The sequence below is a fragment of the Saccharothrix violaceirubra genome, from assembly GCF_014203755.1.
Taxonomy (GTDB): Bacteria; Actinomycetota; Actinomycetes; order Mycobacteriales; family Pseudonocardiaceae; genus Actinosynnema; species Actinosynnema violaceirubrum.
On record NZ_JACHJS010000001.1, the window covers coordinates 6,633,375 to 6,647,007 of the forward strand.

Genomic DNA, 13,633 nt, shown 5'->3' on the forward strand with positions numbered 1-13,633 from the left:
TCCGTCGTAGTGCGTCCCCCTGGTCACTGGATCAGGTACGGCCGGTGACGGTGTGGATACCTGCCAGTAGTTGTTGTTTCGACAAACACTCGTGCTCCCATGACCGGACGACCGCCGTCCGGCTAGGGTTCTGTCCCCGGAGATCCCCGCCAGGAGGGCAAGTGCCACGCGAGCCGATGAGCGTGGTCGACCGTGGCGCCGCCTGCCTGCTCGGCGGCGCGCTCGGCGACGCGTTGGGCGCACCCGTCCAGTACCTCGGCTGGACGGACATCCAGCGCGACCACGGACCCGACGGCGTGCTCGAACCGCCGCGACCCGCGCTCGTGACCGACGACACCCAGCTGACCCTGTTCACCGCCGACGGCTACCTGCGCGCCTGGGTGCGCGGCCGGACCACCGGCGAGTGGGAACCCGTCGACATGGTGTGGCAAAGCTACCGGCGGTGGCTGGTCACCCAGCAGGTGGCCGCGCCGGAACTCGGCGTGACCGGGCTGGCGGGCGACGAACGGCTGTACTCGTCGCGTTCGCCCGGCCTCACGTGCCTACGCGCGCTGGCCGCCGACGACCCGCCGACACCCGAGGCGCCGCACAACGAGTCGTCCGGCTGCAACGGCGTGACGCGCACCGCGCCCGCCGGGTTCGCGCCCAGCGCCGAGATCGCCTACGACCTGGGCTGCCGGTTCGCCGCGCTCACCCACGGCGGCACCGGCGGCTGGGTGGCCGGCGGCGCGTTCGCGTTGCTGATCCACCTGATCGCGGTGCGCGGGCGGCCGTTGCGCGAAGCCGTCGACCAGGTCGTGGGCCGCGTGCTGCGGGACGACCCGTACACGGCGAACACGCTCAACCGGGCCGTGGTGTTCGCCGAGGAGCACGTGGCGCAGAACTTCGAGTCGGTGCGCGTCGACCGGCTGGGCAGCGGGTGGACCGGGCCCGAGGCGTTGGCGATCGCCGTGCACACCGTGCTCGTGCACCCCCGGCGGGCAGAGGTGGCGACGGCGTTGCGCGCCGCCGCGAACCACTCCGGGGGCAGCGACGCGACGGCGGCGTTGACCGGCAACATCCTCGGTGCGCTGCACGGCACGGCGGGCCTGCCCCGCGAGTGGCTGGCGAACCTGGAGCTGGTGGACCTGCTGACCCGGCTGGGCAGCGACCTGGGGCGTTCGGTGGTCGGACTGGAGTTCGACGAGCACCGGTACCAGAAGTGAAGCCGGCCTCGGCCGCACGTTCCCGAATGCGTGCGACCGAGGCCGGCTCTCCGCGCGGTCGACACCGGAACACGCCCCGAGCGCGATGACCGGCGGACCCGCGTGGAGCGGGAATACCCGTGAACCGACCGTAGCAGAGCCGTCATCGACGGTGACAGGGGGCGTGGAAAGCCCAGCTCGGGGAATCGTGGTGCCTGAACGCACAACTCGCGGTGCCTGAACGCACGACTCGCGCGATGGGGTGAAGCTGTCGGAATCCTGTCGACGCGGGGTGTGCCGGCGGCACCCGGTCGGCGGTACCGCACCATGGACGGGTGGACACTCGCCCGGTCCGGCTACTCGTCGTGGACGACGAGCCGCACATCGCCGATCTGGTCGCCACCGTCGCCCGGTACGAGGGGTGGCAGGCGGTCACGGCGGGCAGCGGCGAAGGCGCGCTGCGCACGGCCACCGAGTTCAAACCGGACATCGTCGTACTCGACCTCATGCTGCCCGACATCGACGGGTTCGCCGTGCTCGACCGGCTGCGCGAGGTCGGCCAGGTGCCGGTCGTCTTCCTGACCGCACGCGACGGCACGGCCGACCGGGTCGCGGGACTGACCAGGGGCGGCGACGACTACCTGGTCAAGCCGTTCTCGGTCGAGGAGCTGATGGCCCGGCTGCGGGCGGTGCTGCGGCGCAGCACCGGGCCGACGTGGCAGCGGTCCGTGCTCCAGGTGTCCGACCTGGTCCTGGACGAGGACACCCGCGAGGTGCGCCGCGCGGGCCGGCTCGTGCCGCTCACGCCCACCGAGTACGAGCTGCTGCGGTACCTGATGCGCCGCTCCCCCGCCGTGCTGACCAAGCCGCAGATCCTCGACCACGTGTGGGAGTACGACTTCGGCGGCCGGTCCAACGTGGTCGAACTCGTGATCTCGCACCTGCGCCGCAAGCTCGACGACGGCGCCGAGCCGTTGATCCACACCGTGCGCGGGGTCGGCTACGCGCTGCGCCGGGCCGCCGGATGAGCCCTGGGACGGTGTCGGGCTGGACCCGGCTCGACCGGACCCGGCTGGGCACGCGGCTCGCGCTCGGCCTCGGCGTGCTCGCGCTCGCGGTGTTCGCCGTGCTGGGCGCGGTCATGGCCGGGTCCATGGAGGACTACCTCGCGGGCAAGCTCGACGAGCAGATGCGCGGCACGCAGATCGACCTGGAGAAGGACATCGCCAAGTACGGCGACCTGCACCGGTCCGCGTACGGCTGGTACTCGGCCGTGTACGACGTGCGCGACGGCGTCGCCGTGCCCCGCTCGACCGGTGACCTGCCCGCGGACCACGCGGAGCTGTCGTCGATCGCGCTGCTCACCGGCACCGAACCGGTGTTCCGCACGGCCGACCTCGCGGGCGACGGCACGTACCGGGTGCGCGGCTGCCCGGTGGGCGCGGGCGTGGTGCTGGTCAGTGCGGCGCCGATGGACGAGATCACGACGACCGTGCGGCGGCTCGTGCTCGTGGAGATCGGCGCGTTCGCGGTGGCCCTGGCGGCGTTCGTGGTGATCGGCCGGGCGGTGCTGAGGCGCGGGCTCAAGCCGTTGAGCGACATGGCCGCGATCGCCCGGGACATCACCTCGCACGACCTGACCGACTCGGCCCGGCTGCCGGTGCGCGTGGAGACCGGCGCGGGCGGCGTCGAGGTGGAGGAGCTGCGCACCGCGTTCAACACGATGTTGGAGCACATCGACTCGTCGCTGGCCGCGCGCACGGCCGCCGAGCAGCGCCTGCGCCGGTTCATCGCGGACGCCTCGCACGAGCTGCGCACGCCGTTGACGTCGATCCGCGGCTACGCCGACCTGTTCCGGTACGCGGCGGCCAACGCGCCGGGGGAACGCGAGGCGCACCTGGACAAGCTGCGCTCGGAGGCCCGGCGGATGGCCGTGCTGCTCGACGACCTCCTGCTGCTGGCCCGGCTGGACGCGGCCGAGGTCGAGACGCCGCTGCGCACGCACCGGGCCGACCTGGTGGAGGTCGTACGCGAGGCGGCCGACGCGTTCGTGGTGGCCCGGCCCTACCACCCGCTCGCGGTGACCGTCCCCCGCGAACCGGTCGTGCTGGAGTTCGATCCGGTCCGGGTGCGGCAGGTGGTCGACAACCTGCTGGCCAACGCCGCCTCGCACACCCCGGCGGGCACGGCCGTGTCGCTGGCGCTGGCGGTGTCCGGCCGGTACGCGGTGCTGCGCGTGGCCGATGCCGGTCCGGGCATTCCCGAGGGGGAGCAGGCCCGCGTGTTCGACCGGTTCCACCGGGTCGACGACTCGCGCACGCGTGGGCGTGGGGGCAGCGGCCTGGGGCTGGCCGTGGTCCATTCCCTGGTCGCCGCCCACGGCGGCACGATCACCCTGCGCAGCCGACCGGGCCGCACGACCTTCACGATCCGCCTGCCCGGCCTCGCCTGAGGTCGTCCAGGACCCGGTCACCTGGATCCGCGCCACCACTCGACGACGAAGCCGCGTCCGCACGATCGGCACACGCCGGGAACACCACCTCGGCAAGATCACTTCACCCGAGGTTGTCCACAGCCCCTCCGGTTGTCCACAGCCAGGATCGACATTCCGCTCCCAACCGGGTGAGGCCGGTAGACTGGCTCCGGGGCGCTCCCCCTGAGGACGGGTGGGGGCATGTACACCTGACGGCCGAAATCACCGAGAACGACGTCACCCGGCCTGGGACGACCGGGCCCAGAGGTCGATGCCGGACTCGACGGCGTGCTCGTCGATGGCGGCCAACTCGTCGTGGGTGAGCGGCGGCCCGTCCAAAGCGGCCACGTTCGCCTCCAGCTGTGCCACCGAACTCGCGCCGATCAGCGCCGACGTCACGCGTGGATCGCGCAGCACCCACGACAACGCCAACTGCGCCAACGACTGCCCGCGCGCCGCCGCGATCGCGTTCAACGCCCGCACCCGTCCGATGTTCTCCTCGCCCAACAACCCGGTCGACAACGACTTCCCCTGCGCCGCACGGGAATCCGCGGGTACGCCGTCGAGGTACTTGTCCGTCAACATGCCCTGCCCCAACGGCGAGAACGCGATGCAGCCGGTCCCCAGCTCACCCAACGCGTCCAGCAACTCCGCCTCGACCCACCGGTTGAGCAGCGAGTACGACGGCTGGTGGATGAGCAGCGGCACGCCCTCCGCGCGCAGCAGCACAGCCGCCTCGCGGGTCTTGGTCGCCGAGTACGACGAGATGCCCACGTACAGCGCCTTGCCCTGTCGCACCGCGCTGACCAGGGCACCGACCGTCTCCTCCAACGGCGTGTCCGGGTCGAACCGGTGCGAGTAGAAGATGTCCACGTAGTCCAGCCCCAACCGACCCAACGACTGGTCCAACGACGCGAGCAGGTACTTGCGCGAACCCCACTCCCCATAAGGTCCCGGCCACATGTCGTAGCCCGCCTTCGTGGACACGACCAGCTCGTCCCGGTACGGCGCCAGGTCGCCGGCGAGCAGGCGGCCGAAGTTGCGCTCGGCGCTGCCGTAGGGCGGCCCGTAGTTGTTGGCCAGGTCGAAGTGCGTGATCCCGAGGTCGAACGCCCGCCGCACGATCGCGCGGCCGGTCTCGAACGGCCGGTCGTCGCCGAAGTTGTGCCACAGGCCGAGCGAGATCGCGGGCAGCTTCAAGCCGCTGCGCCCCACCCGCCGATAGGACATCCGGTCGTAACGGGACTGGTCGGGTCGGTAGGCCATGTCACCACCCTGGCACGCGCGACCTCCGTTCGCCGTACCCCGACGGCCCGGAAAGTTAGTCCTAACGGCATGTACTAGCCGCAGGTCGAACCCATCCGCCCTGACGTACCCGGGACACCGGGCTACCCGGACTCCCTGATCCGGTGGTGCGAGCGAAACGAGATCCACACGATGCATCCCTTTCGCCGGCGCGGCGCGGTGGCGCTCGCCGTCGCGGCCCTGACCGCGTCCGCTGTCCAGTTCCTCGCCCCGGCCGGTGTCGCCGCACCGGCCCCGGCACCCTGCGGCCCGCTCGACGTGACCTTCGTGCTCGACGACACCGGCAGCATGGGTGGCGCGATCACGAACCTGAAGACCGGCATCAACTCGATCGTCAACGACGTGGTCACCGCGTCCGGCGGCGACTACCAGTTCGGCCTGGTCACGTTCAAGGACAACATCACCGTCGTCAACGACCTGGCGCCGGGCAACGCGGCGGCGGTCACCAACTACGTCACGAACACGCTCGCGGCCGGCGGCGGCTCGAACGAGCCCGAGGCGTCCGACGAGGCGTTGAACACCGCCGTCAACCGCAAGCCCGCGGCGGGGCGTCCGCAGAACGTCGACTTCAACGGGGTCTGGCGGACGAACGCGACGAAGTTCGTCGTGCTGGTGACCGACGCGCGGCCGGGCGGGTTCGACGACGCGTACGGCGCGGCGGACGTGGCCAACGCGTCGGCGGTGGCGAACTCGGCGCTGGCCAACGGGATCAAGGTGTCCGCGGTGTACGTGCCGACGTCGGCCACGTACCAGGCGCAGATCGTGCCCGTGATGCAGAACTACGCCAACACCACCGGCGGCCTGTACACGGCCGCGGCGGCGGACGGCTCGGGCACGGCGTCGGCGATCCGCAAGTTCCTCACCGACTGCCGGCAGACCGACGTGTGGCTGCACGACCAGACCACGGACACCGGCGTGGAGACCAACCCCAACGGGGTCGTGTGGAACAGCCCGGACATCAAGGTCTGCCCGACGGCCGCCGACTGCCCCGGCATCCAGCCGGTGGTCGGCGCGACGAACTACGTGCACGTGCGGCTGAACAACCCCGGCCCGTACGGCAGCGGCACGGGTCTGGGCACGTTGAAGGTCTACTACGTGGACGCGGGCGGCTCGACGTCGTGGAACAACGCGACGAACGGCGACTGGACGTTCATCGGCCAGCAGAGCGTGTCGGTGCCGGCGGGCGTGACCGTGGTGAAGATCCCGTGGGTGAACGTGCCGGGTCCGGGCCACTTCTGCCTGCTGGCGCGCTGGGTGTCGGCCACCGACCCGATGACGTTCGCCGAGGGCTCGAACACGGCGTTGAACACGAAGAACAACAACAACATCGCGTGGCGCAACTTCATCACCGTGCGGGTCAAGCCGACCAAGCCGGTGAAGTCGTGGTTCACCGTCGGCAACGCCACCGGTCGCACGATCAAGACCGACCTGGTCGTGGGCACGCCGGGCAAGCCACTGGTCGGCAACGGTCGCGTGGTGATCGACCTGGGTCCGCGCCTGTTCGAGCGCTGGAAGGCGGCGGGCGGCCAGGGCGAGGGCGTGAAGCAGGCGGGCGAGACGTCGATCGAGATCGCCGACCCGCGCCGGGCCGTGCTGCACGGCATCCTCGTGGAGCCGGGTGAGCGGTTCAAGACCGAGTTGACGTTCACGGGCGGGACGGTCGGCGAGTTCGAGCAGACCGTGACGCAGCTGTCCGAGGGCGAGGACATCGGCGGCGTCGGCTACCAGGTGATCGTGGAGTGACCGCGAGCCGGGTCGGGCCCCTCGGAGGGGCCCGACCCGGCCTGGTCAGTCGAGTGCGCGATGAAGGCGGACGAGCCACCGTTCGACACCGTGCACCGGCTCGCCACTCCATTCCGGCACCCGTGAGCGGCCGGACACGCGCACATCGACGACGTACCGCCCGGGGCCCGGCAGGACCAGTCCCTCATCGGAGACCCACGCCGTGACCGAGGCCAACCGGACTTCGACACGATCGAACTCGACGACGGCCGCGGCGGCTTCCTCCCACGTCCCGTCGTCACCGACGTACCGCCCCGACCAGGACTCGACCCGTACCCGGGCGAGGTGGTCGACGCCGCCGCTGCGGAACGTCGCCCCACCAGGCCCCGCGCGGACCACCTCGGTGACGTCGGGACGACCGGCCGCGAGCGCGACCCTCGGGCTGAAGTGCTCTTGGAGGACGAAGACCCCGAACTCGACGAAGACCTCGTCTTCGAGTACCGAAAGCGGTCGCGGCGCCATCAACGGATACTGACCCAGAAGGCGTCCTTCGCCAAGATGTGATCCTGGGTGTACCAGACGCCCAGGTCACTACCGGCCTTGCCGTTCTGGTCCCCGTCGACCATTCGTGCCGAGTACTTCCACCTGGATTGAGGATCGACCGCGGTCGAATATGCACCTTCCCAGGTGGACCGGAACGGGTACTCGTCGCACTGCAGTCCCGGCTTCCCGTAGTTCGGATCGAACTTCTCGCAGGTGTTGCGGGCGATCCGGTTGTTCGCGTCGTAGTAACGTCGCGACTCATCGTCCATTCCGCTGTAGAGCCGGGTCAACGGACGACCGCTCGTATACCCTCCGGGAATAGCTGTCCCTGCTCCGCCGGGATACATGCTTCCCGGATCTTCCTGAGCTTTCTTGATGTGTGCCGCGATTTCGTCGACGCCATCACCGGACAACCTGTACTGCATCACGGCCTCGACTTCGTGAAAGATGCACGCACCGCCGCCGGCATAGGTTGCGGAATCACATCGGAAAGACTGGTCGAATCGCCCGCTTCCGGTGGGCGCTACGATCTCCAATCGCATCTGATGGTAGTTGACCTTGTCCTGGTCGTAATTCGCACCGTCTCCACCTCCCGGTGAACGGGCGGTGACAAAGGTCGCATAATCGTAGCCCCGCACCTTCCAGTCGCGAATCGTCGACGCACGGCCGCCGCCCACCGTGTCGCACTCGGCCTGTGGAAGGTTCAAGCAGGTCGTCTTGATCTCCAGCGGCGCTTCATCACGCTGGAACCCCCAGCCATCCCAGTCGTCCACGTCCAACTCGAAGCGCATCCGCCGGACTCCACGCTCGCCGTAGCCGATCAGCATGATGCGAAAAGTGGCTTCACCGACCAGGACGGGAAACCTTCCGATGTACCGGTAGAACCGATAGCGGGGCCTCGAGACCAGACAGAATGCGAAGTGATTCTTCCGTCGAACCTCCTGCTCGTCCTGGCGCGGATCGAACGCCCCGCACTCGCTCGGCGCATAATAGTCGTATTCAGCGTTCGAAGCCGCAGGATGTACGCCGACGGAATCCTTGTGGGTCAGCACCGCCGCTCGTTGACCATCCGCGAGGTCACGCAGTGTCCGACTCGGCGTCACGGCCGTCGCAACCGCCTGCGAAGTCATCAGATTCCATGTAGGATCATCGGAATCTCCACGCGGCATCACCAGTCGACCGAATATTTCACCATCGCCCCCGACCTGCGCAGCAGCCGGGGGTGCCACCCGAGACGATAAGCACGGCCACGCCCAGGGCAACTGCCCTGAACCTTTTCAAAACTTCCCCCCTTGGACGACAGGGGCGGCCCATAGGACAACAGGACAACCGGAATTCGACTGCATCAATCCGACATGATCTTTGAATCAGCCCGCCCCCACGATCGAGTTTCGCGCACCGACGGCATGACACCTATCGCCGCGTGGACTATTCGACGGAGTACGGCCGGATGGCGCACCGGATACCGACAGTAAAGATCACACAGATCTGAACGGGAATGCCGGATCTTGCCGTTCCATTACCTCTGGACATCGACGTCCGACCACCTGAAGGAAGGGCCGCTTCATGCGAACCGACGGCCGCGACCACTCGGGGCGGGATCACCCGAGTCCGACCCCGCGTCGTCCAGGGATGCCCCCTGGTCGCCGGGAGACGATGACCGTGCGAAGATGTTCTTGATCAACTGCGAGACGGCGGGATGCGCCGACACTTCCGTCGACGCACCCCGCCCGCACCGAGCCGGTGAGGGGACTTGAACCCCTAACCTTTCGCTTACAAGGCGAGTGCTCTGCCAATTGAGCTACACCGGCGTGCGAACCGAACCTGGAACATCGTAAATGCCCGCGCCGGCCGTTACCTGCGACGAACGGTGCGCTCACCGTTGACCGAAGTTGGTCCGACCGGACGGATCTTGTCCGGCCAGGTGGACCCCGGATCGGGCGTATCCGCTGGTCACAGCCCTCAACAGAACTGGGCCGAGAATGATCGAATCACCCGGTCCAGTGACCCCTGAAGAGGGTGGCGGACGCCACACCGGCCACTGTGGATTCGGCGTGGCGCCCTGGCCGGCGTCCGTCCCTTCCGGACTGGAGCGTCCGTCCACCCCGTACCGGGTCCAAGCCGCCGCTTTCCATGTGACGTGGCCCACCTGACGCACTTTCGTCAAGTCAACACAAGTGTGACGGGATCGACGCGCGGGCATCCCGGCGTCGATCCCCCCACTAACCTCGGTGTCGGGCGGACTCAACATCGAGGAGGCGCGACCAGGTGAGCAGCGGCATCGGTGAGAACGGCGCGGACTTCCTGGTCGTGGCGAACCGGCTGCCGGTCGACCTGGAACGGCTCGAAGACGGCACCCAGCGCTGGAAGCACAGCCCCGGTGGCCTGGTCAGCGCCCTGGAACCCTTCCTGCGCTCGCACAGCGGCGCCTGGGTCGGCTGGCCGGGCGTCGCGGACGCCGACGTCGAGGCGTTCTCCGAGGACGGCCTCCAACTGCACCCCGTGGCGCTGAGCGCCGCCGACGTCGCCGACTACTACGAGGGCTTCTCCAACGGCACCCTCTGGCCGCTCTACCACGACGTCGTCGCGCCGCCCGCGTTCCACCGCCGCTGGTGGAACGCCTACGTGCGGGTCAACCAGCGGTTCGCGGACGTCACGGCCAAGGTCGCCGCCCAGGGCGCGACCGTGTGGGTCCAGGACTACCAGCTCCAACTCGTGCCCGCGATGCTCCGCGAGCTGCGTCCCGACCTGCGCATCGGGTTCTTCCTGCACATCCCGTTCCCGCCCGTCGAACTGTTCATGCAGCTGCCGTGGCGGACGGAGATCATCCGCGGCCTGCTCGGCGCCGATCTGGTCGGGTTCCACCGGCCCGGCGGTGCGCAGAACTTCCTGTGGCTGGCCCGCCGCCTGGTGGGCCTGGAGCCCAGCCGGGGCGCGGTCGGCGTGCGCACGCGGCCCGGCGTCGTCCAGGTCGGCGACCGCACGGTGCGCGTCGGCGCGTTCCCGATCTCCATCGACTCCACGAGGATCGACGCGCTGTCACGCGACAAGGAGGTCCAGAAGCGGGCCCGGAAGATCCGCGCCGATCTCGGGAACCCGAAGCGAATCCTGCTCGGCGTCGACCGCCTCGACTACACCAAGGGCATCGACCTCCGGCTGCGCGCGCTGCACGAGCTGTTCGCCGACGGCCGGATCGACCCGGGCGAGGTGACCATGATCCAGCTCGCCACGCCGAGCCGGGAGCGCATCGAGCATTACAAGCAGATGCGCGACGAGCTGGAGCGGATCGTCGGCCGGATCAACGGCGAGTTCTCGACCGTGGGTCACCCGGTCGTCCACTACCTGCACCAATCGGTCGACCGCCGTGAACTCACCGCGTTCATGTCCGCCGCCGACGTCATGGTGGTCACGCCGGTGCGTGACGGCATGAACCTCGTCTGCAAGGAATACGTGGCCACGCGACACGACCTGGGCGGCGCGCTCGTGCTGTCCGAATTCGCCGGTGCGGCGGCGGAACTGACCAGTGCGTTCCTCGTCAACCCCCACGACCTCGACGGCGTGAAGAACGCTCTTGAAGCCGCCCTCAAGCTCGATCCGGCCGAAGGTCGCCGTAGGATGCGCGCGCTGCGCCGCCAAGTCCTGACCCACGACGTCGACCGCTGGGCTCGTTCGTTCCTGGAAGCCTTGGGCACGCAGACCGCGATCTGAATCAGTTCAGAAGATCCCTACACACCTCCAGGAGGGGCGTTGACCGCCGAAGCCCTCCCCGCCGAGTTGCGTCGCGCGATCGTCCAGTTGGCGCGTACACCGCGCCTGCTCGTCGCGTGCGACTACGACGGGACATTGGCTCCGATCGTGGCTAACCCCGAGGACGCCCGCCCCTCGACAGAGTCGGTAGGCGCACTGCGCTCCCTCGCCGGGCTGCACGAGACGACGGCCGCGGTGATCTCCGGCCGGGCCCTGCGCGACCTCGCGACCCTGTCCCGCCTGCCGTCCGAGGTGCACCTCGTCGGCTCGCACGGGTCCGAGTTCGACGTCGGCTTCGTGCACGCGCTCGACGAGGACGCCCGCGCCCTGCACCGACGCCTGGAAGCCGAGCTGGAGCAGCTCGTCGACGGGCACGAGGGCGTGGCGCTGGAGGTCAAGCCCGCCAGCATCGCCGTGCACGTGCGCCGCGCCGAGCCCGACGTCGGCGAGCGTGTGCTCGCGGACGTCCGCTCCGGGCCGTGTACCTGGGACGGCGTCCAGGTCACCGAAGGCAAGGCCGTGGTGGAACTGGCCGTCATCCAGACCGACAAGGGCCACGCGCTCGACGTGCTGCGGCACCGCGCGTCCGCCACGGCGGCCGTGTTCGTCGGCGACGACGTGACCGACGAGAAGGCGTTCGCCCGGGTCACCGGGCCGGACCTGGGCATCAAGGTCGGCGACGGCGAGTCGCTCGCCGAGTTCCGGGTCGGCGACACGACCGACGTGGCGACCGTGCTCGCGTTCCTGCTCGAAGAGCGGCGGGCGTGGCTGCACGGCGACCAGGCCGTGCCGATCGAGCGGCTGACCATGCTGGCCAACGAGCGGTCCGTCGCGCTGCTCACGCCCGACGCCCGCCTGACGTGGCTGTGCCACCCCGAACCCGACTCGGCGGCGGTGTTCGCCGACCTGCTCGGCGGGCCGGCCGCCGGCCACTTCTCGATCAAGCCGGAGCACGGGTCGCTGCCGCTGGGCCAGCGCTACGTGCCGGGCACGATGACCGTGGAGACGCGCTGGTCGCGCCTGCTCGTGACGGACTACCTGGACCACGACCTGGCCTCGCACCGCACCGACCTGGTCCGGCGGATCTCCGGCTCGACCAACGCGGTGATCACGTTCGCGCCCCGGCCCGAGTTCGGCCAGGTGCCCGTGCGGCTGTTGCGCGAACGCGGCGGCCTGCGCGTGGTCGGCACGTCCGACCCGATGGTGCTGCGCTCGCCCGGCGTCGACTGGCAGATCTCGTCCGACGGCATCCAGGAGACCGCGACGGCGATCGTGCGCCCGCGTGAGGGCGCGTCGATCCTGCTGGAGCTGCGCTGCGGCACCGACGACCTGTCCGAGGCCACCCTCGGCGAGCCGGAACGGCGGGCCCGCGCCGGCGCGTACTGGTCGGACTGGGCGGCCACGCTCAAGCTGCCGACCGTCGAGCCGGACCTGGTGCTGCGCTCGGCGTTGACGCTCAAGGGCCTGGTGCACCACGACACGGGCGCGATCATGGCCGCCGCGACCACGTCACTGCCCGAGGAACTGGGCGGCATCCGCAACTGGGACTACCGGTACTGCTGGCTGCGTGACGCGGCGTTGACCGCCCAGGCGCTGGTGTCGGTCGGGTCGCTCGGCGAGGCCGAGGCGTTCCTGGGCTGGGTGCACGGCGTGCTGGGCACGTTGCCCGGACCGGAGCGCCTGCACCCGCTGTACACGTTGCAGGGCACCATGCTCGGTGCCGAGGCGGTGATCGATACGCTGCCCGGTTACGCGGGTTCACGCCCGGTGCGCGTGGGCAACCTGGCGAACCAGCAGGTGCAGCTCGACGTGTTCGGTCCCGTCGTGGACCTGGTCGTGGTGCTGGCGGCGGCCCGCGGCGACCTGACCGACCAGGACTGGCGAATGGTCCAGGCCATGGCCGAGGCGGTGGCACGACGGTGGCACGAGCCCGACCACGGCATCTGGGAGGAACGGCACGCACCACGTCACCACGTGTACTCGAAGGTCATGTGCTGGGTGACCCTCGACCGGGCGGTACGACTGGCGGAGTCGTACGGACGTGACATCGACCCGGCGTGGCCCGTGCTGCGTGACACGATCGCCAACGACGTGCTCAAGCACGGCTGGAGCGACGCCGCGCAGTCGTTCACGACGGCGTACGACGGCGACGACCTGGACGCGGCTTCGCTGCACGTCGGCCTGGCCGGCCTGATCGACCCGACCGACGAACGCTTCCAGGCGACGGTGACCGCGATCGAGGCCGAACTGCGGTCGGGCTCGACCGTGTACCGGTACCGCCGCGACGACGGCCTCCCCGGCGACGAGGGCGGCTTCCACCTGTGCGCGGCGTGGATGATCGAGTCCTACCTGCTCACCGGCCGCCGAACGGAAGCGGAAGAACTGTTCGCGCAGATGGTCGACGCAGCCGGCCCCACAGGCCTGCTCCCCGAGGAATACGACCCGATCGCGGAACGCTCGCTGGGCAACCACCCCCAGGCGTACTCGCACCTGGGCCTGATCCGCTGCGCCCAACTCCTGGCCGCACGCTAAGCAGCCACACCGGCCAACAGCCCTCCGGCCCACACGCAGTGGGCCGGAGGGCCACCGGCGGACCTCGACGCCACACCTCCGCACCCACCTCAGGGTGCCCAAGCACACACCCCTCACTGCCCGAGTG

The 13,633-nt window shown here is 69.7% G+C and carries 9 protein-coding genes and 1 tRNA gene; 6 read left to right on the forward strand and 4 right to left on the reverse strand.

All coding sequences use genetic code 11. The features are described 5' to 3' along the window. The first annotated feature begins 161 nt into the window (after nucleotides 1-161). From F4559_RS30645 to F4559_RS30655, 3 genes are all read left to right on the forward strand, one after another. Nucleotides 162-1,205, forward strand: a complete 1,044-nt coding sequence (locus F4559_RS30645; protein WP_184674574.1) for an ADP-ribosylglycohydrolase family protein — start codon at nucleotides 162-164, stop codon at nucleotides 1,203-1,205. Nucleotides 1,206-1,519: 314 nt separating this feature from the next. After that, on the forward strand, nucleotides 1,520-2,212 hold the full coding sequence (locus tag F4559_RS30650) for a response regulator transcription factor (protein ID WP_184674575.1): 693 nt from the start codon (nucleotides 1,520-1,522) through the stop codon (nucleotides 2,210-2,212). After that, the gene (locus F4559_RS30655) at nucleotides 2,209-3,636 is read left to right on the forward strand and encodes a sensor histidine kinase (protein WP_184674576.1); all 1,428 of its coding nucleotides are present in this window, start codon (nucleotides 2,209-2,211) and stop codon (nucleotides 3,634-3,636) included. The genes F4559_RS30650 and F4559_RS30655 overlap by 4 nt, the downstream gene beginning before the upstream one ends. Before the next feature lie 258 nt (nucleotides 3,637-3,894). On the opposite strand, the gene mgrA is transcribed toward F4559_RS30655, so the two are convergent. Next, on the reverse strand, nucleotides 3,895-4,923 hold the full coding sequence (gene mgrA, locus F4559_RS30660) for an L-glyceraldehyde 3-phosphate reductase (RefSeq protein WP_184674577.1): 1,029 nt from the start codon (nucleotides 4,921-4,923) through the stop codon (nucleotides 3,895-3,897). A 171-nt stretch (nucleotides 4,924-5,094) separates the two neighbouring features. On the opposite strand from mgrA, the gene F4559_RS30665 reads away from it, so the two are divergent. Continuing rightward, the gene (locus tag F4559_RS30665; RefSeq protein ID WP_184674578.1) at nucleotides 5,095-6,705 is read left to right on the forward strand and encodes a vWA domain-containing protein; all 1,611 of its coding nucleotides are present in this window, start codon (nucleotides 5,095-5,097) and stop codon (nucleotides 6,703-6,705) included. Between the two features lie 45 nt (nucleotides 6,706-6,750). On the opposite strand, the gene F4559_RS30670 is transcribed toward F4559_RS30665, so the two are convergent. The 3 genes from F4559_RS30670 to F4559_RS30680 all read right to left on the reverse strand — a co-directional run bounded on the left by F4559_RS30670 (nucleotide 6,751) and on the right by F4559_RS30680 (nucleotide 9,038). After that, on the reverse strand, nucleotides 6,751-7,206 hold the full coding sequence (locus F4559_RS30670; protein WP_184674579.1) for a hypothetical protein: 456 nt from the start codon (nucleotides 7,204-7,206) through the stop codon (nucleotides 6,751-6,753). Further along, nucleotides 7,206-8,279: a NucA/NucB deoxyribonuclease domain-containing protein gene (locus tag F4559_RS30675; protein ID WP_184674580.1), complete on the reverse strand. Its 1,074-nt coding sequence runs from the start codon at nucleotides 8,277-8,279 to the stop codon at nucleotides 7,206-7,208. The genes F4559_RS30670 and F4559_RS30675 overlap by 1 nt, the downstream gene beginning before the upstream one ends. 686 nt (nucleotides 8,280-8,965) lie before the next feature. Further along, a tRNA-Thr gene (locus F4559_RS30680) sits at nucleotides 8,966-9,038 on the reverse strand. A gap of 457 nt (nucleotides 9,039-9,495) precedes the next feature. Here F4559_RS30680 and F4559_RS30685 point away from each other — a divergent pair. Continuing rightward, complete coding sequence (locus F4559_RS30685; protein ID WP_184674581.1) at nucleotides 9,496-10,935, forward strand: alpha,alpha-trehalose-phosphate synthase (UDP-forming); 1,440 nt, start codon at nucleotides 9,496-9,498, stop codon at nucleotides 10,933-10,935. A gap of 39 nt (nucleotides 10,936-10,974) precedes the next feature. Next, nucleotides 10,975-13,506 carry a trehalose-phosphatase gene (gene otsB, locus F4559_RS30690; RefSeq protein ID WP_184674582.1) on the forward strand — a complete coding sequence of 844 codons (2,532 nt, stop codon included), beginning with the start codon at nucleotides 10,975-10,977 and terminating at the stop codon, nucleotides 13,504-13,506. The last annotated feature ends 127 nt before the right edge of the window (nucleotides 13,507-13,633 follow it).

What these genes read in the sequence shown, in the direction of transcription:
- mgrA (WP_184674577.1), bottom strand. Translation starts at nt 4,923, where the DNA reads ATGGCCTACCGACCCGACCAGTCCCGTTACGACCGGATGTCCTATCGG.
- F4559_RS30670 (WP_184674579.1), bottom strand. Translation starts at nt 7,206, where the DNA reads ATGGCGCCGCGACCGCTTTCGGTACTCGAAGACGAGGTCTTCGTCGAG.
- F4559_RS30665 (WP_184674578.1), top strand. Translation starts at nt 5,095, where the DNA reads ATGCATCCCTTTCGCCGGCGCGGCGCGGTGGCGCTCGCCGTCGCGGCC.
- F4559_RS30655 (WP_184674576.1), top strand. Translation starts at nt 2,209, where the DNA reads ATGAGCCCTGGGACGGTGTCGGGCTGGACCCGGCTCGACCGGACCCGG.